This window comes from Streptomyces sp. NPDC017448 (assembly GCF_044330565.1).
Lineage (GTDB): Bacteria > Actinomycetota > Actinomycetes > Streptomycetales > Streptomycetaceae > Streptomyces.
The window spans coordinates 91712-115279 of record NZ_JBIRLM010000017.1 but is presented as its reverse complement, the minus strand read 5'-3'; the positions used below and the strand labels follow the sequence as shown (position 1 = coordinate 115279).

Annotated in this window: 12 protein-coding genes and 1 pseudogene; 3 read left to right on the top strand and 10 right to left on the bottom strand. The window is 72.4% G+C overall.

Translation table 11 applies throughout. The features are described from left to right. Positions 1 to 106: 106 nt before the first annotated feature. Positions 107 to 523, top strand: a pseudogene (locus ACH4K1_RS25090) (transposase); the annotation flags it as partial. A gap of 41 nt (positions 524 to 564) precedes the next feature. Here ACH4K1_RS25090 and ACH4K1_RS25085 read toward each other — a convergent pair. Beyond that, complete coding sequence (locus ACH4K1_RS25085) at positions 565 to 978, bottom strand: DUF6086 family protein (RefSeq protein ID WP_398091705.1); 414 nt, start codon at positions 976 to 978, stop codon at positions 565 to 567. Positions 979 to 1279: 301 nt separating this feature from the next. Here ACH4K1_RS25085 and ACH4K1_RS25080 point away from each other — a divergent pair, with 301 nt between their 5' ends. Continuing rightward, the gene (locus tag ACH4K1_RS25080; protein WP_398091704.1) at positions 1280 to 1570 is read left to right on the top strand and encodes a hypothetical protein; all 291 of its coding nucleotides are present in this window, start codon (positions 1280 to 1282) and stop codon (positions 1568 to 1570) included. A gap of 654 nt (positions 1571 to 2224) precedes the next feature. Here ACH4K1_RS25080 and ACH4K1_RS25075 read toward each other — a convergent pair. Together ACH4K1_RS25075 and ACH4K1_RS25070 are read right to left on the bottom strand one after the other, a co-directional pair. Continuing rightward, positions 2225 to 3277, bottom strand: a complete 1053-nt coding sequence (locus ACH4K1_RS25075) for an aminoglycoside phosphotransferase family protein (protein ID WP_398091703.1) — start codon at positions 3275 to 3277, stop codon at positions 2225 to 2227. 475 nt (positions 3278 to 3752) lie between these two features. Next, entirely contained in the window at positions 3753 to 4196 is a 444-nt protein-coding gene (locus ACH4K1_RS25070; protein WP_398091702.1) for a hypothetical protein, read from the bottom strand. 297 nt (positions 4197 to 4493) lie between these two features. Here ACH4K1_RS25070 and ACH4K1_RS25065 point away from each other — a divergent pair, with 297 nt between their 5' ends. Next, entirely contained in the window at positions 4494 to 4868 is a 375-nt protein-coding gene (locus tag ACH4K1_RS25065; RefSeq protein WP_398091701.1) for a hypothetical protein, read from the top strand. Positions 4869 to 5163: 295 nt separating this feature from the next. Here ACH4K1_RS25065 and ACH4K1_RS25060 read toward each other — a convergent pair whose 3' ends face one another. The 7 genes from ACH4K1_RS25060 to ACH4K1_RS25030 all read right to left on the bottom strand — a co-directional run bounded on the left by ACH4K1_RS25060 (position 5164) and on the right by ACH4K1_RS25030 (position 23560). Further along, positions 5164 to 6675, bottom strand: coding sequence for a hypothetical protein (locus tag ACH4K1_RS25060; protein WP_398091700.1), 1512 nt, complete (start codon positions 6673 to 6675; stop codon positions 5164 to 5166). 1167 nt (positions 6676 to 7842) lie between these two features. Then, a complete protein-coding gene (locus ACH4K1_RS25055; protein WP_398091699.1) occupies positions 7843 to 8178 on the bottom strand; it encodes a YnfA family protein in 336 nt (111 codons plus the stop codon). A gap of 242 nt (positions 8179 to 8420) precedes the next feature. Then, positions 8421 to 9611, bottom strand: coding sequence for a cytochrome P450 (locus ACH4K1_RS25050; RefSeq protein WP_398091698.1), 1191 nt, complete (start codon positions 9609 to 9611; stop codon positions 8421 to 8423). Between the two features lie 48 nt (positions 9612 to 9659). Continuing rightward, positions 9660 to 10715, bottom strand: coding sequence for an MDR family NADP-dependent oxidoreductase (locus tag ACH4K1_RS25045; RefSeq protein WP_398091696.1), 1056 nt, complete (start codon positions 10713 to 10715; stop codon positions 9660 to 9662). Beyond that, the gene (locus tag ACH4K1_RS25040) at positions 10712 to 12433 is read right to left on the bottom strand and encodes a phytoene desaturase family protein (protein ID WP_398091694.1); all 1722 of its coding nucleotides are present in this window, start codon (positions 12431 to 12433) and stop codon (positions 10712 to 10714) included. Before ACH4K1_RS25040 ends, ACH4K1_RS25045 begins: the two co-directional genes overlap by 4 nt. Beyond that, positions 12430 to 14112: a phytoene desaturase family protein gene (locus tag ACH4K1_RS25035; RefSeq protein WP_398091692.1), complete on the bottom strand. Its 1683-nt coding sequence runs from the start codon at positions 14110 to 14112 to the stop codon at positions 12430 to 12432. The genes ACH4K1_RS25040 and ACH4K1_RS25035 overlap by 4 nt, the downstream gene beginning before the upstream one ends. Next, positions 14102 to 23560: an amino acid adenylation domain-containing protein gene (locus ACH4K1_RS25030; protein ID WP_398091690.1), complete on the bottom strand. Its 9459-nt coding sequence runs from the start codon at positions 23558 to 23560 to the stop codon at positions 14102 to 14104. Before ACH4K1_RS25030 ends, ACH4K1_RS25035 begins: the two co-directional genes overlap by 11 nt. Between the last annotated feature and the right edge of the window lie 8 nt (positions 23561 to 23568).

Below are 23568 nucleotides of genomic sequence, written 5' to 3'. Positions count from 1 at the left end.
CTCGCTTCCATCGCACCGCGGAAGTTGTGCCAGGGCCCGGACTCGTGAACATTCCGGCCCCGCTGCGACCGTGAACCGCCTCTCAAACCGACGTAGAAGTGCTGCCCCTTCTCGGGTCACCGCACGGCCGCCAGGACCCCGCGTGGTGTCCCGATGGATTCTCAGCCGCTCGGAGACACTCACCGAGCTCGAACAGCTACGGCTCAAGGCCGTGTTGGCCGAGTGTCCCGAACTCGATGCACTCGCCGATCACGTGCGGTCCTTCGCCCGGGTGCTCACCGAGTGCCAGGGCGAACGGCTCCCGCAACGGCTCGACGCCGTCCGCCAAGACGACCTGCCCCATCTCCACAGCCTGGCCGCAGGCATCGACCGGGACCGCGACGCCCTCATCGCTGGTCTCACCTTGCCCTGGAGTTCCGGTGTTGTTGAAGGACACGTCAACCGAATCAAGATGCTCAAGCGCCAGATGTTCGGCCGAGCCGGCTTCGATCTCCTCCGCAAGCGTGTCCTGCTCTACACGTAGGGCAACGTTCCTGAGTTGCCAGAGGTGCTGGCAGATCAGGCTCAGGGCGCCATGTGCCGGACGAGCTCCCGTGACTTCTGCTCCAGTGCGCCTGTCCACTCCTTTGCACGGGGATCCGAAGCCGTCTTGAGATAGTGGCTCTCGGCGCGCTCGGCCGCCTGCCAGTTCACCTCGATGTTCGCTATCTCAGCCAAGGCCAGCACCGTGGCGACAAACCCTTCGGACAGGGTGGCCATGACGGCGTGCCTGGTTTTGCTATGCCAGGCGAGCAGAGCGTCGACGAACGCTGCGAATGCGATGGGGTCGATCCGATACTCGTCAGCTTCCATGGGGCCGATGCCGGAGGGCAGACCCACTTCGGCTTGATAGACGGTGACCTGGCTCATGAACAGCCGGGACGCCCCATTGGACGGGTTCCACAGGGTTTGGTCACCCAATTTGTAGTACTGGCTCACGTCAGCCTCTCACTGCTGGTCATAGGAGGTCGACATTACGGTCAGTCAGCCCTCCACGGAACTTGAGCCAGAACCCAAACTCGGGTTCTGGCACGCATTCCGTGAAGCATGCACCGTGAGTGACGGCTGGTTGGAGCACGCTCTGCCCTTCGGGGGATCTGGCCATCGGACGGACGCGCGTACTCATCGGTGGCAGACAGGCAATCAACTGAACCTCAGATTGCCGGTCTCTGGCATGACGGCCGGTCTGTATCCCGGCATACCGTGCACCTACCGAATAGCTCCTGAACGGGAGGAACGGATGTATCTGGCCCCCCTGCTGCTGGGCCTCGGGCTGGTAGTGGTCGGACTTGCGCTGGCGACGAACCACCGCGGTATCACCCAGCGGACCGTGGACACATACCTCAACCCTGCCCACGCCGACCCCAGCCTCCTGCGGACCTTCAACCGACTGGGATTCGAGCATCCAGGGATGGACTCCCTCCGCTACGCCCCACTCCAGCGGCGGCTCGTGCGGATCTGGGGCGGGTTCCTCTCCGTCTTCGGCCTCGCGCTCCTGGCCGCAGGCCTCGTGCTCCTGGTTCGTACGTGACCGCCGCTGCGCGGGCTTCGAAACCGGCGTGACAGCCCCGGCGCGCTCCTCGGCGAGATCTGACTCCCCGTAACTGCTCCACGGACTGTGCGTCAGAGCCCAAACTCGTGAACAAAGCCAGGGCCGGGCTTGTTCTCGAAGACGGCGACGGCCTGGGCGATGGAAGGGCGGTCCGCCGTGGGCACGCCGGGACAGGCTCGGCGAGCCCCTCGATGCTCCAGCGCACCGCGTCAGCACCGTGCCGTTCGCCGGAGCCCAGGAGCACGACGATGTCCAGACGCACCGCCGACGGCATCGTGCGCACGGCATGCGAGCAGGTTGGTCGGGTCCGGGGCGACGCCGACGCTGAGCACCGCCGTGGCTCGCGAGGCGGCAGCCACAGCGCGCAGCTCCGCCACACCGCCGAGCAGCCTTCGGGTGGCGCCGATGTCGACCAGACGGATACCGCGCTCCAGCCATGCACGTGCGATGCCCGTGTCCGGTGACTCGACACACGACACCACCGTGACCACGTCCCCCAACCGGTCCAGCACCTTCCGGCGCCCTTCCACGAACTTCTGCGGGGCGGCGCCGGCGCCGTATCAAGCAACGTGGCCCTGGTTGTCGCCCGGCGGCGCAACACGTCGGCGAAGGGCTCGGGAACCGGTGTGGACGTCAGGGCCGTGTGCTCTGCGTGGGCAGTGCGCGCAGTGTGGGCCATCGTTCCGACAGGCGTACGGCCAGAGCCGCGCTGAGGTGACCGAGTGCGTGCAAATGGTCGTGGTCGCGGGTCAGGTCGGCAACCACCCCAAGTCGGTGGACGAGGCGTTCTCGGGCGGAAACGTAGCCCCACTCGAAGTCCTCCGCAGCCACTCGTGCGAGGTGGTCGACGGACTCGCGGTGGGCACGTTGGACGAGTGCGTCGCCACGGATCAACCAGCCGGCGCATGCGTCGGCGAGGTCGCCCGGAACGTCCCTTCCGGTGAGGTCGCGCCAGGTGGCACGGTAGACAGCCTCGGCTTCCGCGAGCGGCGCGGCCGTGACCGACATGGCGCACCAGCAGGTCGGGAAACCGGTACGGAAGTAGGCCAGTTCGACCAGGCCATTGCCCAGCGATGCCTGCTCGAAGTCGACGAAGTGGACGCCGACGGCGGTGCGCAGGTCGTTGCCGGGGCAGGGGTCTCCGTGCAGCAGCGCATGGTGGGGCGCTGGGTCGAGCCGGTCGATCAGGCCGGCGAGTTCGTTCGGCGCTCCGGGTGGGACGGGGACGTCAAGGGCCTGGGCGAGGGTGAGGAAGGACTCGGCGTCGGCGGCCGTCGGTCCGGACCAGGCGGGGAGCGCGCCCGTGTCAGCCGGCCCGGTGAGCGCGTGCAGCCGGGCGAGGGACTCGGCGTAGCCGGGCATCCAGTCATCGGCCGTGCCGAGGTCGTCCAGGTCTTCCAGAACCATCACACGTGACGCCGCGTCCGTTCCCAGCAGTGCGGGCGCGACGGTCGGCCGGGTCGCCCGTGCGGCGAGCCGCAACGCGGCGACCTCCCGCGCATAGCGCGCATCTCCGTCGGGCCCGGTTCCACCTCCGTCGACGATCTGTTTGACGATCACCCGGCCACCACCGCTCAGCTCGACCCGCCACACCCGGGAGCGCGGGCTGCTGTCCAGGAGCGTGGCCTCCGTGGGGGAGCCCAACGCGGAACGCAGTTCGTCGTTGATCGGCACCCGGGTCGACATGAGGGTCAGCATAGGACCTTCCGGACCCCGCCCGCCCAGGCCACCGCGCCCCCGGCAGCCCTGGCAGCCCCGGCTCATGTTCGGCCTCCAGCCGCCCGGCGTTTCCTCCACCGACTGGGACAGCCCTGTCGGCACGGACACCGAGGTCATGGCCCGGTTCGCCGACCGCTTCCAGGCCGACTCCGGCGAAGCCACCACCATCCGGTACCTGCCGCGCCTCCGGGGAATCCACGGACCGAACATCCCTCTGGACGCCGTCGGCCGCCTGGAACAACGCACTCCGCACCGGACGGCGCGTGGTCGTTCGTGGAGCAGAGGGTCCAGGCGTCGGCGGAACGCGTCGGCGCGGGCACCTGACCTCACGCCGTACGGTCCAGCCGCTCGGGCACGGACGCCCGGGCGATGACGCTCGGTCCGGCCCGTTCGGCGGCAAGGCGTTGCAGGGCCCGTGCCGGGGCGCGTCGCCGGGCCGGACCTACTGCTGGGAGGCCGCTCTGGCGCGGAGCTCCGCGAAGGACTGACGGCCGGCGGCGAAAAGCGCCTCGGGTTCCCGCAGCCAGTCGCGGAGTTGCCGTTCGGCGGCCTCCTGGGGCTCGGGGTCGGTGTGCTGCCGGGTGGCGTGCCAGGTGGCGCGGTGGGCGGCGAGGGCTTCGCGATAGCCGTCAGAGGCTGCTTCCGCGGTCGTCTGGGCCGCTGCTTCCGGCGCGGCCGGGGCGGCGAAGGATCCGAAGGGACGCGGGTTCGTGGCGAGGGGCCGGCTGTACGGGCACTGCCTGTACCGGCGCCGCGAGGAGCCCCGGCGCCGCGAGGAGCCCCGGCGCCGCGATGTGCTGCTGCGGCCCGGCGCTACGGGTCGCCGCGCCTGGTGGGTGGCCGCCGTGGCGGCCCTCGCCATCATCGTCATTGGAGCCTTCTCCACGATGCCCGGCATCCTCCAGAACCCCCTTCAGCAGGAGTTCCACTGGTCGCGCGGCACCATCGGCGTCGCCTCCTCGCGGGAACCGGCCGCCCCGCGCACGGAGTTCGACGGCCCCGGCCCCGCCGCCCGGCTTCACGGCCTGCGACAGGTCCTCACCGACCGCCTCCCGGACAGTGCGACCGCGAGCCGCCGAGGCTCAGCGTCCTCCTCCTCGACGCACTGGCCGGAACAGCCGAAGGCATCGGAGAGCACTCGGTTCCGCCCCGCGGCGCGGCGGAGCGCCCCTACAGTGGCGCCATGGACATGAGCTTGGTCAGGAACGGCATGCGCTACACCCTGAAGGTGGTCGAGCAACCAGTCTGGACGTCGCTGTCCGACTCCAGCACGCCCGGTGCTGTGCGGGCCCTGTTGCGCGGGACCGGAAACAAGATCGTCGGACACGCTGATCTGCGCTCTCCGGTCCTCGTCGTCGTGGGCGTCGCCGCGGCGTCGGCGACGGTGGGCAGCGGACTGACGTTCGCGTGCATGAAGCTCAAGAGTCGGTTTGACGACCGCAAGGCCAAGCACGCCGAGGCGGCCGCGGACGTCGTCAAGGAGAAGGAGACGGACACGCCCGCCGAGGGGGTCGAGGAGACGTACGCGCCCGAGCCCCCACGGCTACGCGCGGTATGAGCGTCAGGCGAAGCGCCGACGGCCCGCGCGCAGCACGCGCTGCCCGTTGATAGCCGCCGGCCGGACCTGTGGGGTCCCATGCTTCTGAAGTGGCCCCTTCCTGCCCTTCCCCATCCCGGCGACCTCGTCGAGCGACGGCCCGCCGAGCTGGTCGGCCCGTCCGGCCGAGAGGCCCGGGGCCGCCGGTCGGCTCGGTGTCGCACAGCGGGCGCCCCTGCCGCGGCTACGCCCCCCGCGCTCTTCCCCCAGGTCGTGCCAGGAGGCCCCGCGCAGACCGGGTCCGTGAAGCGGCGCCCTAATCCCTGACCTTGAGGAAACGCATCCGGGTTGCGCCGTTGCTGTCCGTCCCGCCGGCCTCGGCGTTGGAGATCTTGCCGCCGGTGGGGACGAACATGAGGTGCAGGCGGACCGTCCGGGGACCGGAGGCGACCGCGTACTCGGTCATGATGTGGGTGGTTCCGCCTTGCTGCTCCTGCCTCTCCGCGTTGATCGCCGCGATCTGGGTGAAGCTCGTCAGGAGGGTGTCCGTGGTCTCGTCCCGGAGCCAGCCGATGATGTAGCCGCTCCCGCCGGTGGCGGAACCGAGCGCGTACCGTACATCGCTGTCGATGTGGTAGACACCGGCTTCCGGGAGCACGATGTCGGACTCGGGGATCGGTACGTCGGTACCGGCCCGGGCCAGGAGGTTGGCGTGCTGCCGCTCGGTGTTGAGGAAGGCGCTCACCGGGGTGAGGCGGGCGCCGACCACCCACCGCTCGGGGCAGCCGCGCGCCCCGGTGACGTCGATGTCCACCGACCGTTCGGCGCTGCTGTTGCCGCCGGGGGCGATGCCCCTCACGTCGACCCGCGGCACGAGCAGCCCGCCGGTCGTGTGCCGTGCGGCATTGCACGGGGACGGGTCCAGAGCAGGCGCGTCGGGCGCGTACAGGCACCCGTCGCTGCCGCGGGTGATGGCGTTGCCCCGGTCGGTGGAGATGCACGGAGGGCGGGCGGTGGCGCACCCGTCCTGGCAGGAGGAGACCGGGACGACCGGCGGGACCGGGGCGTAGGGGCGGGACGAGCCGTCGAGGGTGTCGGTCGTGCAGGTGACCGCGCCGTCGCAGTCGCGGCAGGTCGTCCGCAGGAAGGTCCTGCCGCACCCCGGGGCGGACGCCTGGACGGTGAGGACGAAGCTGTCGACGGTCCACTGCTTCGGGCCGACCCGGCAGGCGTCGTCGTTGCCCGTCTCCAGGTTGAGTTCGACGACGACCTTTCCGGCGAGGACGTCCGCGAGGGGCACGGTGGTCGGCGGGATGGCGCCGTTGTCGTCACCGCCCGCCGACAGGTCGGGTGGGCCCAGGAGATCGGTGCGGACCGGGGTCGTGCCGTTCCACAGGGCGAAACGCCCGTAGAGCCGGCAGGCGGTATTCGGCCCGTCGTTGTGAACGTGCACCGAGGCGCTGATCGTGACGTCGGTGGGGTCGCCGCGCAGGGACTCAGGGTCGATGCGCACGACTCCGGCGAGCCAGGTGTGCTGGCCGTTGTGCGTCCCGTCGTCGGCCGGGAACGTGCCCGTGCCGCTGTTCAGGATGGTCTGTGCGACGACGGGGTCCAGTGCGGCGTGGGTGTTGGCGATGGTGTAGTACGGCGTCGGGTCCGTGCTGCTCGCGGTCGCCGCGACCCGGTACGGCGCGGAGTCACGCAGCGGGGTCGTCTCGCACCGGTCGCACCGCGGGGAACCGGCGCAGGCAGTGGGTGGGCAGGCCGGCTTGGGGGGCGGGCAACCGCCGATGGTGATCGGGGACTGCTCGCAACCGCATGCACTCATAGGTCGACTCCTTGTGAGGCGGGGGGCGTTGTACGCAGGGCGTGCGGCGGCGCCGCTGGGGCGCGGGGGGGCACGCGGGGGTGACGCGGCGGCTCGTCGGCCGAAGCGGAGGAAAGTCGGGAGGCAGCGCGATGAGCGATGCCGGGGGTTGGGAGGCGGCCGCGCGAGCGGAGAGCGAAGAAGGCCGTCCGGCGGCTGTTCGCCGGGCCGTGGCCGACATGACGTCGGTCGTCACACGGCCGCGTGCTCCCGCAGCCGGTCATGTCCTGGGGGTGGGGAACAGAAGCGGCCGCGTCGGTCTCTCGCCGCGCTTCTGCTACTGGGCAAACCTCGTGGGGCGCTCCGACAGAGGGGTGCCTGAAGCCCCGTCACTCGTCTTCTTCGTTGCTTTTCTTAAGGTACTGGCCCGTGACCTGTCGGGCATTACCCCGTTAGGGTGACCGGCCTCGCCGGTCAAGGCGTCGGGTGACGGGGAAAGCCCCGCGGGCTCATGTCAGCAGGGTCACCCGGCCCGCTCGGGAATCGCCGGGAGGACCGCCTCGGCGATATCGAGGAACGCGCTGTCGTCGGGGAGGGCTCCGGACTCGCTCCACGCCGTGGATTCGCCGTAGCCGCCCCGATCCTTCTCGTCCAGGGCCGCGGACAGCGTTCTGGCCGGGGGCCCTGCCCCACAGGGCCGCCGGTCCCGCCGCTTCCGAGATCGATCTCGATCGCCATGGTGTGATCCGAGGAGAGGACCGCGGTGCGGCCGAGGACCGGGAGCGTTCTGACGTCCGTCTCCTCCCCCAACTTCATCAGCTTCACGTACTGCGCCATCGACCCGACCCGCCCCTGATGAACAGGGGCTCCCGGGCCCAGAAGGGCAGGAGGCGGCAGAGGAAACCGAGCACCCGGCGATCCCACCAGGACATGAGCGCGTTGACCGTGACGGAGGCCGTAGTTCCGGCGCCGTACTCAAACGTGATGAACCCGGGGCGGTCGACGCTCTCGCCCCGGGGCGGTCGACTCCCTTGCCCGGGGCGTGCGGGCCGGGTGGAAGCCGGGGACACCGGTCGGGCGCGGTCGGCCGCCGGCACGCGTCCGCGAACACCGTCGTCGGGGGTCGGAGGCGAGGGCCGAGAGACCCCGCCGCCCGCCCCGTACGGCGCCTGGCGGCGGACCGGCCGGTCAACCGCCGCGCGGGGCGTACATGATCAGGGCCATGCCCGCGAGGCAGACGAGGGCGCCGACGACGTCGAAGCGGTCGGGGCGGTAGCCGTCGGCGACCATCCCCCAGGCGATCGACCCGGCGACGAAGATCCCGCCGTACGCCGCGAGGATGCGTCCGAAGTCGTCGTCGCTCTGGAGGGTGGCGACGACTCCGTAGAGGCCGAGGGCGATCACTCCGGCGCCGATCCAGATCCACCCCCGGTGTTCGCGGACGCCCTGCCAGACCAGCCAGGCTCCTCCGATCTCGAAAAGGGCGGCGACGGCGAACAGGGCGAGGGAGCGGGCGACGAGCACGTGGTGGTTCCTGGATCTCTGGGGTCGGCGGGCGGGCGGGGGCGGTGGTGGGTGCGGTCGGGCGGCCGTGCCGAAGGGGGCGGTGGGGAGGCCGGCGCCGTCGACGGGCGGGCGGAACCCGGCCCTCATGACGGACAAGCTCCACACTTTCACCCGACTCGAACGGCACGCCCGCCTCCCCCTCATTGTGGGCTCCGACCCGTCTGTACGCCGTCCCGGGGGTGGCCGCCGGACCGGCCGGTCTACCAGGCGACCCCCAGCCGCAGCGGGCTGCGGGAGGTCGTTCCGGTCCGCCAGGCGACGGCGTCCACGGGGGCGGCCAGGCGCAGCTCCGGGAAGCGGGCGGCCAGCCGGTGCAGGGCGAGCTGGAGCTCGGTGCGGGCCAGCCACACCCCCAGGCAGTAGTGGGGGCCCGCGCCGAACGAGAGGGTGGGCGCCTCCAGCGGGGCGAAGAGGTCGTGGAGGGTGGCGGGCGGGAAGACGTCAGGGTCGCGGTTGGCCATGCCGCAGTCGGCGATCACGATCGCTCCGGCCGGGATCGTCACCCCGCCGACCTCGACGTCCGTGGCGGCGTGCCGGGTGCTCCCCCGGTCGTCGCCGAGGGGGACGAGGTGGACGAGCCGGTCCACGACCCGTCCGGCGGCCTCCTCGTCGGCGCCGATGCGGGGCCAGGTCTCACGGCGTTCGCCCAGGAGGTAGAGCAGCGCGTTGCCGAGCATGGTCATCGTGCTGTCGTGGCCGCCGACGACCAGCCCGCACACCAGGCTGACCAATTGCGCCTCGGGGACGCCCCCTTCCGCGTCGGCCGCCGCGACGATGCCGCTGACCAGGTCGTCGCCCGGCGACCTGCGCCGCTCGGCGAGGAGGTCCGCGCCGAACGCGCTGAACTCCTCCAGGGCGGACGCCACCTGTGCGCTGTCGTGGGTGCCGTCGGAGAAGGCGTGCTCGCTCCAGTGGCGCATCCGGGCCCAGTCGGACTCGTCCAGGCCCATCAGCCGGCTGATCACCGCCGCCGGCAGCGGGAGGGCGAACTCCGCCACCACGTCGGCGGGTTGCTCCCGCCACTCCAGCCGGTCGAGCAGCTCCTCCACGATCGCGGCGATCCACGGCCGCCAGCGGGCGACGGCCCTCGGGGTGAACGCGCGCCGCAGGGTGCGGCGCAGCCGCAGATGGTCGGGGCCGTCCTGGTTGAACATCAGGTCGGGGTCGTTGACGAGGTCCGGTACGTCGGAGAGGGCCGGGGCGTCCGCCGTGTACAGGCCCGCCCGGCCGAACCGCGGGTCGGAGAGGACCTGGCGTACGTCGGGGTAGCGGCTGACCAGCCAGGCGGGAGCGCCACCGGGCAGTTCGGCGGGGCGCGGTGGCCCGGGTTCCTCGAACCGCAGGCGGTGCATCGGCTCCGGAGCGGGGGCCATGGGGTCGTCGGTGGTCAACGTGCCTCCTCGGCGGCGACGTCGGAGTGTCCAGGGGTCGGTCCGCCCTCAGAGTGCGACGAGCACCTTGCCCCGGTTGGCGGCCCGGTCGCCGTAGAGGCTGCCGTAGGCGGCGGGGATGCTGTCGAAGCCGTGGTGGAGGGTGTGGTCGAAGGCGACCTCGCCGCGCCGGACGCGGCCGCCGAGTTCGGTGTGGAGGCGCTGCCAGTTCTCCTCGGTGAACCACTCCAGCGAGAAGATGCCGCGGACGGTGGCACGCGGGAACATCAGGTAGGGCAGCAGCCGGGGGCCGGTGGTCTCCTTGCCGACCTGGGTCGCCCACTGCCAGCACACCGCCACCTGGCTGCCGACGTTGAGCAGCGGGAACACCGCGTCGGTGACCGTGCCGCCGAGGTTGTCGAAGTACCGGTCGACGCCGTCCGGGGCGGCCTGTGCCAACGCCTCGCGCACGGCGTCGGCGTCGTCCCCGTGGCGGTAGACGACCACCGCGTCGAAGCCGAGCCCGGTGAGGTAGTCCGCCTTGCCCGGGGACGAGGTGGTGCCGACGACCCGGGCCCCCGCGAGTGCGGCGAGCTGGCCGACGAGGGAGCCCACCGCGCCGGAGGCCCCGCTGACGACGAGCGTCTCACCGGGGTTGATCGTCATGTACGTGGAGAGGGTTCCCCACGCGGTCATGCCGGGGCCGCCCATGACGCTGAGGGCGGACGGCAGCGGCAGGGCGTCGTCGTACCACCCGGGGTCGAGCCTGCGGTACGCCGGGAAGACCATGGGGAACGTGCCGGTCTGCCAGAGTTCGGGGGCGCCGGTGGAGACCACATGGGTGCGCCAGCCGCCGAAGCCCTGTACGAGGTCGCCGACGCGGTGGGCGGCGCGCGGGCCCGCCTCCACCACCTCCATGATCGAGTCGGCGCCCATGTGGCCGCCGAGGGGGGTGTCGAGGGCGATGCCCTGGAGGTAGGGGTCGACGGAGACGTACAGGGTACGCAGCAGCATCTCGTCCGGCGCCAGCGTGACGTCGACGTCCTCGACGACCTTCTCGTAGACGCGGTCCACGTCGGGGATGCCCTCGACGTGTTCGCGGACTACCCATTTCGCGATCCTCATGGCTTCCTCTCCGGCGGGGTGGCGGGGCGGACGGGTACGGGAACGACCCGGTGGGTCGGGGCCGGTGCGGTGAGATCGAGCGAGGCGGTGAAGGGCTTGCCGTCGTCGCGGCAGACGAACTGCATGACGTGGCGGCCGGCCGCGGCGGCCCGGATGAGGCCGCCGGTGGTGGCCCAGACGCCGGACTGGTAGAAGTCGCGCAGCCCGGGGAGGCCGGGCCCGTGCTTCTTGATCAGCTCTTCCAGGGTCTCGCCGCTCTCGACGAAGGGCTGCCAGCCCAGCACGGTCCCGTCGTAGTTGCCCGTGTAGCGGACCTGGGTGAGGGGGCTGGAGACGTCGCGGACGACGATCGCGTCCCGCAGCCCGGGGTGGCGCTGCTCCAGGAAGCCGATGAGCGCCTCGCGGGCCCGGCGCTTCGCCGCGTAGTAGCCGCGCCCGTGGCGTACGGGCAGGGTGTGCAGCTTCTGGCCGCCGCGGGTGCGGGTGACCTGTTCGGGGCCCTCGTCCAGGGCGCGCCAGGGGGCGATGTCGCAGAAGTAGGTGGCGTAGACGACGGTGGTGCCGTCCGGGGACAGTTCGGGGTAGTGGCGGCTGCGGAACTGGACGTTGACGCTGGGGTGGCGGATGCCGGTCAGCTCGGCCGCCAGCGCCTCGTCGATGAGGTGCGTCGTACAGGGGTCGCCCTCGGGGAAGGGGCGGGAGAGGCCGAGGAAGAGGGTGAAGTAGCCGGGGAAGACCATGCCGGGTCGGTGGATGGTCTCGGTGTAGAGCTTGCGGTAGTCCTCGCCCAGGTACCTCCCCTCCAGGAACTTCATGGTGGTGGTGTAGCCGTCGCAGGCGGAGACGACGATGTCGGCCCGCAGCTCCCCGCCGCCGCTGAGGCGGACGCCGACGGCCCGGTCGTCCTCGACGATCACCGATGCGACCTTCGTGTTGTACGTGACCTCGCCGCCGAGCCTGCGGTAGCGGGCCTCGATGGATTCGGCGAGGCCGAGGGAGCCGCCTTCGGGGACGCCGGCGGAGAGGTTGGCGTGCGAGGCGAGCTGGAAGTGGAACGGCAGGACGGGGAAGGCCGGGTGCTTCTCGTACAGGATGAAGTTGAACGCCTCCCGCAGGAGCGGGTCCTTGAACTTCTGGGAGAAGTCGCTCATCAGGACGGTGATCGTGGTGCGGACGGTGTTGAAGTAGGGGAGGAAGGAGGCGAGCATCCGCCAGCGCTCCACGCGTCCCATCAGCCCCACGGGCTTGAGGAAGGGGTAGACGGCGAGCGCCTTGCGGAAGTTGCGCAGCTGCCCGCAGAACTTGCGTACGAGGCGGGCGTCGGCGGGCGAGATGGCGATGAGGTGGGCTTCGAGCCGGTCCGGGTCGGAGTAGAAGTGAACGGCCCGCCCGTCCGTGCCGCGCACGATGTTGAAGACGTCGAAGTGGCGGATCTCCTTGCCCTGGAGCGCGCCGAGTTCCAGCCAGATCTGGTGCATCTCGTTGCCGGGGCCGCTGCCGAGGAGCCAGCTGACGCAGGCGTCCAGGGTGAAGCCGCCGCGCTCCCAGGCGGTGCAGCAGCCGCCGGGGATCTCGTGCATCTCCAGGATGCGGGTGCGGTAGCCGTTCATCTGGGCGTAGCAGCCGGTGGAGAGGCCGCCGAGCCCCGCTCCGATGATGATCATGGTCTCCCGGGGCCGGTCGCCGTCCTTCCGGGGGGTGGCACCGCGGTCGCTCATGAGCCCTCCCTCTCCCGTGCGGACCACCGGTCGAGCTGGGGCAGGTGTCCCAGCTTCCCGGGGTGCCAGGGTTCGGTCCCCTTGCTCTCCCAGGCCCGGAACTCCAGGCCGAGTTCGCGGCAGAGGTACTGGACGGCGAAGCGGCCGGTGGAGGCGGCGCGGATCAGGCCGCCCATGCCGGCCCACTGTCCGGCCATGGAGAAGCCGCTGAGTCCGGGCAGCCGCATCCGGTCCTTGCCCACCAGGCGGGTGGCGACGTCGTCGGCCTCGGAGAACGCCTTCCAGGCGAGGATGGAGCCGTTGAGGTTGCCGGTGTAGCGGTGGGTGGTGGCGGGGGTGGCGACCTCGACGACCTCGATGCGGTCGGCGGTGCCGGGGCTGCGGCGTTCCAGGAAGTCCCGGACGAAGTCGGCTACTTCGCGTTTGCGGCGGCGGTACTCCTTGCGGTCCCTGGTGCGCAGGTTCTTCCAGTGGGCGTAGTCGCTGAAGTAGGTGCAGTGCAGGACGGAGTGGCCCGGCGGCGCGAAGCCCCCGGAGTAGCGGGAGCGGGCCTGTACGACGAGGCTGTCCTGGAGGGCGGCGGGGAGGTGGGCGGCGTCGTCCGGGGCCAGGAGGTGGGTGGTGCTGTGCGCCTCGCCGGGGTCCAGGTCGCCGCGCAGGCCGACGAAGGCGGAGACGACGGCGGGGAAGAGGGTGCCGGGGCGGTGGAGGAGGTCGGTGTACAGCTTGTCGATGCGGGGTCCGGTGTACCGGCCGCCGAGCAGTCCGTAGACGGTGGTGTGGCCGTCGCAGGCGGACACCACGTGCTCGGCGAAGTACCTTCTGCCGTTGCGGAGTTCGATGCCGATCGCCCGGTCCCTCTCGACCAGGATCCGTTGGGCGCGGGCCCGGTAGGTGATCGTGCCCCCCAGACCCCGGTAGCGCTCCTCGATCGAGCGGGCGAGGCCGAGCGAACCCCCCTGGGGGAAACCCGCGTTGCCGTGGTGGGCGGCCGCCATGTTGAAAAGGTACGGCAGCAGCGGGAAGCCCTCCGGGTCCTGGAAGAAGATGTTGCGGAACGCCGTGCGCAGCAGCGGGTCCTGGAACCGGTCGGCGAAGGCGTGCATCGGGGTGGCGGCGGTCCGCCAGAACAGCCGGAAGGCGGGCATCACCGTGCGCAGGGTCCGGGCCCTCTCCCGTACGGTCCGCAGGGCGGGCGCGGTCAAGAACGGGTACAGCTCGATGTCGATGAAGCGCCGCAGGTCGCGGGTGAAGGCCCGGATGAGCGGGGCGTCGGCCGGTGAGACGTCCAGGAGGTGGGCCTCCAGGCGGTCGGGGTCGTTGTAGAAGGTCACCGACCGGCCGGAGGCGTCCTCGACCTTGTTGAACAGCTCGAAGTTGGTGACGGTCTTGCCGTCCAGCGCCCCGAGTTCGGCCCACACCTGATGGGCGTCGTTGCCCGGCGCGGTGCCGATGAGCCATTCGATGCAGTAGTCGAAGAGGTAGCCGTCGCGCGACCAGGCGGTGCAGCAGCCGCCGGGCAGCACGTGCTTCTCGAAGACGCGGGTCCTGGCCCCGCTCATCTGCGCGTAGCAGCCGGTGGAGAGGCCGGCCACGCCCGCGCCGACGACGATGACGCGGGGCGGGGCGCCCGGGGCGCGCTCCCTGGTGGTCCAGTCGGTGGAGTCGTCATCCGCCATGGGGCGTTTCCCCCTTCAGGGTGGAGCGCACCAGCTCTGCGTTGCGCGGCAGGTGTTCGGCGTCGAGCATGTCGGCGTGGACGCCGGAGCCGCGCAGGACGGCGGTGGTCCCGGTGGAGCTGCCGTGCCAGGTGCCGGGCTGCCCGGCGGCGTAGAGGGCGGCCTTCTCCTCATCGGCGATGACGGTGACCGCTGCGGCGACGGCGCCGGTGTTGGGGGTGCGCCCGCAGAACGCGAGGTACTCGGCGGCGTGGACGAGCGTCTCGTGGGCGACGGCTTCGGACCCGGTGTGTTTGCGTACGTGCTCGGCGAGTTCGGTCTCGAAGGCGGCGATGCCGGAGGCGTCCGGTTCGTAGGCGGTGAGGGTGCGGCGGGAGTCGATGATGACGACGTGGGCGACGCGGTGGCCGCGCCGCTCCAGCTCCTTGGCGGTCTCGAAGGCGAGGTTGCCGCCGAGGGAGTAGCCGAGGAGCAGGTAGGGGCCCTCGGGTCGCGCGGCCTCGACGAGGTCGGCGTACCGGGCGGTCTTGTCGTCGCCGGGCAGGTAGTTGAAGCCGATGACGGCGAGGTCGGGGAGGTGGGCGGCGAGGCCGCGGTAGACGAGCCCGTGGCCGCCGGCGGGCGGGAAGCAGAAGAGCGCGGTGTCCTGTCCGGCGTTGAAGGTGAGGCTGGGCAGCTCCTCGGCGCTCGCCCCGAGCAGGACGTCCTCGACGGTGGCGGCCATCCCGTGCAGGGTGGTGACCTGGTAGAGCCTGCTGACGGGGACGCCGACGCCGAACTCGGTGCGCAGGTGGTGGAGGAGTTCGATGAGTTTGATCGAGCTGCCGCCGAGTTCGAAGAAGTCGTCCTCCAGGCCGACCTGTTCCCGGCCGAGGAGGGTCTTCCAGTGCCGGGCGAGGCTGATCTCGTACAGGGTGACGGGCTCCTCCCGGGGCCGGTCGCCGGCCCCGGCGCGGGGCGCGGGCAGGGCGGCCGTGTCGACCTTGCCGTTGGCGGTCAGCGGCAGGGCGGGCAGCTCGGTGAAGTGGGCCGGGATCATGTACGAGGGCAGGGAGCGGGCGAGGTGGCGGCGCAGGGCGCGGACGTCCAGCGTGGCGCCGGCCTCCGGTACGCAGTAGGCGCACAGGGCCGCGTCTCCCCCGGTGTCGGTGCGTACGGTGACGACGGCGCGGGCGAGCGGGGGCCACTGGGCGAGGTGCGCCTCGATCTCGCCGATCTCGATGCGGTGGCCGCGCAGTTTGACCTGGCCGTCGGTACGGCCGAGGAGGTGGACCCTGCCGTGCGCGTCCCAGCGGGCGATGTCCCCGGTGCGGTAGAGCCGTTCGGGGCGGGCGCCGGCGGTCGCGGAGAGCGTGCGGGTCACGAAGCGTTCGCCGGTCTGCCCGGGGTCGCCGGCGTAGCCGAGGGCGACGCCGGCGCCGCCGATCCAGAGTTCGCCGGGCACGCCGGGCGGGACGGGTTCGCCGTGGGCGTCGAGGACGTGGAGGGTGCTGTTGGGCAGGGGGCGGCCGATCGGGACCATCAGGCCGGGTTCGAGGTCGTCGACGGGCCCCTCGAAGTAGGCGCTGTCGATGGTGGCCTCGGTGAGGCCGTAGGAGTTGACGAGGCGGGTTCCGGGGCCGCACAGCTCGGCCAGCCGTCGGTACTCCCCGACGCTCCAGGCGTCCGATCCGACCACCAGGAGGCGCAGGAAGTCCAGTCGCAGCCCTTCCCGTTCGCAGTGGTCCATCAGGCCGCGCACCACGGCGGGGACGAACTCGGCGCAGTCGACGCGCTCCCGGCGCATCGTGCGGTACAGCCGGGTCGTGTCGAAGAGGAGGTCGCGGTCGGCCAGGACGAGCGTGCCGCCCGAGCAGAGGGCACGCACCAGGTCGCCGGTGAACACGTCGAAGGACGGGTCGGCCATCTGGAGGTGCACCCGTACGTCGGTCTCCAGCCGGTACGTCTGCCGCCAGGCTTCGTAGGCGGAGGCCAGGTTGCGGTGGCCGACGCGGACGGCTTTGGGGCGGCCGGTGGAGCCGGAGGTGGTGATGACGTAGGCGGGGGCGTCCGGGGCGGTCGCGCGGGGCGCGGCCTCGGGGTGCGGTGCGGTGGCGTCGAGCGCGGCGAGGGTGAGCGCCGGGGCGGCCAGGGCCGCGGTCCGCTCGGGTGCGGTGTCGTCCGCGACGAGGACGAGTGCCGCGCCGGTGGCCGCCACGAGGTGCGCGAGCCGGTCGGCGGGCTGGTCGGGGCGGAGCGGGAGGTAGGCCGCGCCGGCCTTGAGGACGCCGAGCAGGGCGACGACCAGCTCGGGCGACTTCTCCAGGCACAGCACCACCGTCGAGCCCTCGCCGACGCCGAGGGTGCGCAGCCGGGCGGCGGTGTCGTCGGCCCGCCGGTCCAGCTCCGCGTAGGTCATCCGGTGCGCCTCGCCGTACGGGGAGGGCGTGGTGACGGCGGTGGCCCCGGGGTGTTCGGCGGCGGCACGGGCGATCAGGGCGTGGACCGGGGTGAACGGTTCGCCGTCCCGGTGGCCGGTGGACGGCAGGGCCGGGCGGCTCCACTCCCCCACGAGCCGCTCGCGCTCCCGGTCCCCGAGCATCTCCAGGCGGGAGGCGGCCCGGTCGCCCGGGGCGCGGGTCATGCGGTCGAGGAGACGGGTGTAGTGGGCGGCCATGCGGCGCATGGTCTCGGCGAGGAAGAGGTCGGTGTTGTACTTGAACACGCAGTGGAAGCGGCCCTCGGCCTCGTCCTCGTAGGCGGACAGGGTTATATCGAACTGCCCCTCCTCCTCGGGTAGTTCGATGTACTCCAGCCGGTATCCGTACTGCTCGGCGGCCACCTTGTGGGTGAGGAGGATGAACATCGCCTGGAAGACGGCGGAGCGGCTGGGGTCGTGCTGGAGGCCCAGCTCCTCGACGAGGAGGACGAAGGGGTACTCCTGGTTGTCCAGGCCGCCGAGCACGGTCCGGCGGACCTGTTGGAGCAGTTCGGCGACGGTGGGGTCGCCGGACAGGTCGGCGTGCAGGGGCAGGGGGTTGACGAAGTAGCCGTAGACGGAGGCGAAGTCCTGCCGGGTGCGGCCGGTCACCGGGCTGCCCACGACGAGGTGGTCCTGCCCGGAATAGCGGTGCAGCAGGAGGTAGTACGCGCTCAGCAGCACCATGAACGGGGTGACGCCGTGCGCGCGGGCCAGGGTGTGGACGCGGGCGCTCAGCTCGTCGTCCAGGACGAAGAACTCGGAGGCCCCGTTGTGGGTCTGGACCGCCGGGCGCGGCTTGTCGACGGGGAGGTCCAGCAGCGGGACCTCGGCGGGCAGGTGGGCGCGCCAGTAGTCGAGCATGCCGGCCGCCTCGGGTCCGGCCAGGAAGGTGTTCTGCTGGTTGAGGAAGTCGAGGTAGCGGGCCTCGACCGGCGGGAGCTGGGGCTCCTGGTTGCGTCGCAACGCCTCGTAGACGCTGAGGAGTTCGTCGATGAAGGTGAAGGTGGAGATGGCGTCGGAGACGATGTGGTGGACGGCTTTCATGATGATCCAGCGGTCCGGTGCGCGCTTGAAGAGGCGGAAGCGGACCAGGGGGTCGTGGGCGAGGTCGTAGGGCTTGCGGTACTCCTGGACGATCGTGGCGTGGATGGTCTCCCAGTCCTCGCCCTGGACGTCGAAGAGGGCGAGGTCGCTGGCGGCGTCCTCGGAGACCCGCTGCACGGCCTGCCCGTCCACCAGGTGGAAGGTGGTGCGGAGCGCGGGGTGGCGGGCGATGAGGCGGCGTACGGCGTCGAACATCAGGTCGGGTTCGAGGGCGACGTTCACCTCGACGGCCCCGCCGATGTTGTACGCGTAGCCGTCGGGGTTGAGGTGCTTGAGGAACCAGAGCGCCTTCTGGTTCTGGGTCAGCGGGTACTCCCGCTCGTCGGTGTGGAGGGCGACCGGCCCGGCCGCCCCCTCGCCGGCGTCCGCCGCGGCCAGGGCGGTGAGGCCGTCGTGGAGCTGGGCTGCCAGCTCTCCGGCCGGGGTGCCGCTGAGCAGGGCCACCACGGGCAGGGCGACGCCGAGTTCGGCGTGGACACGGGCCCGCAGCTCCATGGCGAGGAGCGAGTCGAGGCCGAGTTCGCCGAGGCCGGCGGCGGGGTCGATGCGGTCGGCGCCGGTGCGCAGCACGGTGGCCGAGAGCGCGGCGAACCGCTCGGCGACCAGGGTGCGGCGGGTCTCCTCGTCGGCCGCGCGGAAGGTGTCGAGGAACCCGTTGCCGGAAGCGGCGTCGGCCGGCGGGGCGGCGGCTGCCGCCAGCTCGGCGACCAGCGGCGGCGGTGAGGGGTACCAGGCGAGGAAGACGGGCCAGTCGACGACGGTGGCGACGACCAGCTGGGCGTGGTCCTGTCCGATGACGCGTTCCAGGACGGCCATGCCCGCCTCCGGGGAGAGCGAACTCATGCCCCGGCTGTGCAGGTAGTGGTCGACCAGGCCGAGTTCCTCGATCATGCCGGTGGCCCACGGGCCCCAGTCGAGGCTGAGCGCGGGCAGCCCCTGCGCGCGGCGGTGGTGGGCGAGGGCGTCCAGGAAGGCGTTCCCCGCGGCGTAGTTGGTCTGGCCGGCGGTGGTCAGCAGGGAGGCGATCGAGGCGAAGAGCACGAAGTGGTCGAGGGGTTCGTCCCGCAGGTGCCGGTGCAGGAGGTGGGCGCCCACGGTCTTGGGGTCGTGGACGGCGTCGAAGGCGGTCCGGTCGAGGTCGGCGACGAGGGTGTCGCGGACCTGTCCCGCCAGGTGGAACACTCCGCGTACGGGTGGCGCCCCGCTGTGCCGGTAGGCGTCGAGCCAGGTGGTCAGGGCGTCCTCGTCGGTGATGTCGAACGCGGCGGGGACGGGCTGGGCGCCGAGCGCCTCCAGTTCGCGCAGCAGGGCCACGGCCCGGCCCTCGGCGGTGGCGGGGTCGGCGCCCGCCCACTTCTCCCGGGCCGGGACGGGGGTGCGTCCGACCAGGACGATCCGGCGGGCCCCCCGGCGTACGAGGGTGCGGCACAGCAGCCGGCCGAGCGCGCCGAACGCGCCGGTGACCAGGTAGGTCCCGTCGGCCCGCAGACGCGGTGGCAGCGGTCGGGTCAGGTTCCCGGCGGGGCGGAGGCGGCTGGTGCGGCGGACGCCGTCGCGCAGCGCGATCTCCTCCTCGTCGTCGCTCAGCGCCTCGGCCAGGAGTGTTCCGGCCTCGGCGCGGTCGCCGTCCTGGCCGGGGCGCCGCCGGGGGTCGAGGTCGATGAGCTTGCCCGGGTGGTCGGTGAGCTCCTGGTGGCGCAGGACGCGGCCGATGCCCCAGGCGGGCGCGCCGAGGGGTTCGGGCGCCTCGCCCGGCAGGGCGGGCTGCGCCCCCCGGGTGACGATGTGCAGGCGGCCTCCCCCGCCCCGGGCCGCCAGCAGCCGGGCGAGGGGGATCAGGGAGTACGCGCCCGCTCCGGTGTGGTCGCGCAGCGAGGTCCGGTCGCAGTCGGCGAGGGCCGGCGCGTCGAGGTTCCACAGGTGCAGGACCGCTCCCCGGAAGGGGCCGCCGTTCCGGTCGAGGTCCGCGAACAGACGGCGCAGGTCGGCGTCGGAGGTGGGGTCGACGGTGTACGTGGCGCCGTCGCCGGAGGCGGTGTAGGCCGCTCCCGTACGGACCAGGCGGCAGCGTTCGCCGCGGGCCCGGGCCAGGGCCGCGAAGGCGTCCGCGACGCCCCCGGTATCGGCGAGGAGGAGCCAGTCGCGGTCGTGCGCGGGGGTGGCCGGGGGTTCGGGGCGCGTGTCGTCCGGGCGCTCCGCACCCTCCTCGCCCGCGGCGGCCGGGTACGCGTCCCGGGGCGGGGCGCCGGTCTCCCCGGCGGGCAGCGGCGGGCAGTCGGTCCAGACGGGTTCGGCCAGCCAGGAGTCGATCGTGGTGCGGGCGACGGCGGTGGCGGCCTTCTCCACGTCGGCGGCGCGGAAGCCCTGGACGCGGCCGAGCGGTGTGCCGTCGTCGGCGTACAGCGCGATGTCGCCGAGGGTGGTGTCCGCGTCGGCGGGGCGCAGGGTGGCGTGCGCCCAGAACGGCTGGTCCCCGACGGGTTCGAGGGCGACCTCGTCCAGGGAGAGCGGCAGCCTGATCCCGGCGTCCGGGGCGGGGCCGTCCAGGATCAGCGGGGTGAGGAGGGTCTGGAAGCAGGCGTCGAGGAGGACGGGGTGGAGGTGGTGGCCGGCGGCGCCGCCGTCGATCTCCCGGGGCGCGCGGATTCTGGCGAGCACTTCACCGCTGCCGATCCAGACCTCTTCCAGGGCCTGGAAGGCGGGTCCGTAGTGGTAGCCGAGGGCGGCCAGCGCGGTGTAGCAGTCGGGGCCTTCGAGGCGCCGGAGCGCCCTGCCCCGGATCGTGGGGGCGTCCAGCGGCTCGGTGGTGCGGCGGCGCTGCCCGGTGCGGACGACCCCGGCGGCGTGCACGGCCCTCTCGCCGTCGTCACCGGTCGGGGAGGCGATGGTGAAGGCGGCGTTCTCCAGGGAGAGCGAGAGCTCCACGGTGCGGTCCTCGCCGTCCGGCAGGAAGAGCGCCTTGCGCAGGTCGACGTCGGCGAGGACGGCGGTGGTGCCGCCGGTGAGCCGCAGGACGGCCTGGGCGGCCATCTCCAGGTACCCGGCGGCGGGGAAGACCACGGTGTCCTGGATGCGGTGGTCCGCGAGGTAGGGCAGGTCCTCGGTGTCCAGGCGGGCCAGCCAGGTGGGTTCGGTGGCGCCGGTGCGGCGGCCGAGGAGCGGGTGGTCGCGGTGGCCCAGGCGGACCTGGGCGACGGGGCCGGGCTCCGTCCAGTGGCGGTCGCGCCGGAAGGGGTGGCGGGGCAGGGTGACCGGGCGGCCGGCGGGGTGGAGCAGTTCCCAGTCGACGGGGACGCCGAGGGTGTGGAGGGAGCCGAGCGAGGTGGCGAAGCGTTCGCTCTCGTTCTCCCGGCGGCGGATGGAGGGCAGGGTGGCCCCGGACGTGGAGGCGGCGTCGAGGCATTCGCGGATCGCGTGGCCGAGGACCGGGTGCGGGCCGATCTCCAGGAAGAGCCGGTGGCCGTCCGCGGCGATGCGGTCGACCGCCGACCGGAAGCGCACCCGGTCGCGGACGTTCTTCCACCAGTAGGCGGCGTCCAGCTCCTCGCCCCGGACGGTCCCCCCGACGCCGGTCGGGTACAGCGGAACCCGTGCCGGCTGCGGCTCCAACGGGGCGAGTGCGTCGAGGAGTTCGTCCTTGATCCGCTCCATGGCGACGCTGTGGTAAGGCACTTCGACGGTGAGGAACTTGGCGAACCGCTGCTCGGCCCGCAGCTCCTCGGCCAGCCGGGTCAGCGCCGCCCCGTCCCCGGCCAGCGTGATCGCGGTGGGGCTGTTGACGGCGGCGATGGAGACCCGGTCGGCGTAGGGGCGCACCCGGCGCTCCGCCTCGTCCTCCGACAGGCTGACGGCGAGCATGCCGCCGCTCCCGGCCAGGGTCTGCTGGAGCCGGCTGCGGTGCACGGCGATCCTGGCCGCGTCCCGCAGGGAGTAGACGCCGGCTTCGTGGAAGGCGGCGATCTCCCCGGTGCTGTGGCCGACCACGGCGTCGGGGCGCACCCCGTGGGACCGCCACAGGGCGGCCAGACCGGCCTGGAGGGCGAAGTTCGCGGGCTGGGCGAGCCAGGTCTCGCTCATCCGGGAGACGGATTCGTCGGCGGTCATCTCCTCGACGAGGGACCAGTCGGCGAACTCCCGCATCGCCCGGTCGCAGGCGAGGACCGTATCGCGGAAGACCGGTTCCTCCTCCAGGAGTTGGCGCCCCATGCCCCACCACTGGGGGCCCATTCCGGTGAAGACCCAGACCAGCCGCCGGTCGTCGGCGTCCCGGGTCCGGCCGTGCACGACCCGGGGGTGGGGCTCGCCGCGCCCGTGGGCGGCCAGGGCCTCCTCCAGGGAGGCGCGGGTGGAGTAGGCGACGGACAGCCGCTCGGGCAGGTGCTGGCGGCGGTGGGCCAGGGTGTGCCCGAGGTCGTCGAGGGAGACCGCGGGGCCGTCGGCGCCCGCCAGCTCGGCCCGGATGCCGGCCGCCATCTCCGTCAGGGCGTCCGGGTTGCGTGCGCTGAGCGGCAGGATGCTCCAGCTCCGCCCGGCGGCCGCGGGCGCGTCGCCGTCCACGGGGGCCGGCGGGGCCTCCTCCAGGACGACGTGGGCGTTGGTGCCGCCGAAGCCGAAGGAGTTGACCCCGGCGCGGGCGGGCCCTTCGTGGTCGGGCCAGGCGGTGGGCCGGGTGGGGATCTCGTACGGCAGGGCGGTCGGGTCGATGGCGGGGTTGAGGTTCTCCAAGTTGATGTGGGGCGGGATCGTCCGGTGTTTGAGGCTCAGGACGGTCTTGATCAGCCCGGCGACCCCGGCGGCGGATTCGGTGTGTCCGATGTTCGTCTTGACCGAGCCGACGTAGGCGCGGGCGCCCGGGGCCCGTCCGATGGCCAGCGCGCGGGCGAGGGCGTTCGCCTCGATCGGGTCGCCGACGGGGGTCGAGGTGCCGTGCGCCTCCATGTACTGGAGGTCGCCGGGGACGATGCCCGCCTCCGCGCAGACGCGGCGGATGAGGTCGACCTGCGCGTCGGGGCTGGGCACGGTGATGCCGTTGGTGTGGCCGTCCTGGTTGACGCCGCTGCCGATGATCACCGCGTGGATCCGGTCCCCGTCCCGTACGGCGTCCTCCAGCCGCTTCAGCGCGACCAGGCCGACGCCTTCGGCCCGTACGTAGCCGTCGGCGGCGGCGTCGAACGTGCGGGAGCGGCCCTCGGGTGACAGGAAGCCGCCCTTCGTCTCCGCGACGGTGTACTGCGGGGCCATGTGCAGCAGCGTTCCGCCGGCCAGCGCGAGGTCGCTCTCCCCGCTGTTCAGCGCCTGGCACGCCAGGTGGACGGCGACCAGGGAGGAGCTGCAGGCGGTGTCGACGGAGAGGCTGGGGCCGCGGAAGTCGAAGCAGTACGAGATCCGGTTGGAGACCATCGTCATCATGGTCCCGGTCGCGGTGTGGGCGGCCAGCGAGGTGAAGCCCAGGTCGGCGAATTGCAGGATCTTGTAGTCCAGGGTGAAGGCGCCGACGTAGACGGCGACGTTGCCGCCGGCGAGGTCGTCGGGCCGCTGGCCGCCGTCCTCCAGGGCCTCCCAGGCCACTTCGAGCAGTTTGCGCTGCTGCGGGTCCATGTGGTCGGCCTCGCGGGGGCTGATGCCGAAGAAGGCGGGGTCGAACTCGTCGAAGCCGTCGATGTACCCGCCGCGCCCGCCGACGAGGCGGCCGGGCTTGTCGCGGAACCGGCTGCCGAGCGTACGGACGTCGTACCGGTCGGGCGGGGTGGGCGTGATGCAGTCCTTGCCCGCCACCAGGTTCCGCCAGTACGCGCGGTGGTCCGAGGCGCCACCGGGCAGGCGGCAGCCCATACCGATGATCGCCACCTTGTCCCGTGAGGCCCGGTTGTTCACGTCGGCCATGCGAACTC

Coding starts and splice junctions, on each gene's coding strand:
- ACH4K1_RS25080 (WP_398091704.1), top strand. CDS start 1,280: ATGTATCTGGCCCCCCTGCTGCTGGGCCTCGGGCTGGTAGTGGTCGGA.
- ACH4K1_RS25075 (WP_398091703.1), bottom strand. CDS start 3,277: ATGTCGACCCGGGTGCCGATCAACGACGAACTGCGTTCCGCGTTGGGC.
- ACH4K1_RS25065 (WP_398091701.1), top strand. CDS start 4,494: ATGGACATGAGCTTGGTCAGGAACGGCATGCGCTACACCCTGAAGGTG.
- ACH4K1_RS25060 (WP_398091700.1), bottom strand. CDS start 6,675: ATGAGTGCATGCGGTTGCGAGCAGTCCCCGATCACCATCGGCGGTTGC.
- ACH4K1_RS25045 (WP_398091696.1), bottom strand. CDS start 10,715: ATGAGGATCGCGAAATGGGTAGTCCGCGAACACGTCGAGGGCATCCCC.
- ACH4K1_RS25040 (WP_398091694.1), bottom strand. CDS start 12,433: ATGAGCGACCGCGGTGCCACCCCCCGGAAGGACGGCGACCGGCCCCGG.
- ACH4K1_RS25035 (WP_398091692.1), bottom strand. CDS start 14,112: ATGGCGGATGACGACTCCACCGACTGGACCACCAGGGAGCGCGCCCCG.
- ACH4K1_RS25030 (WP_398091690.1), bottom strand. CDS start 23,560: ATGGCCGACGTGAACAACCGGGCCTCACGGGACAAGGTGGCGATCATC.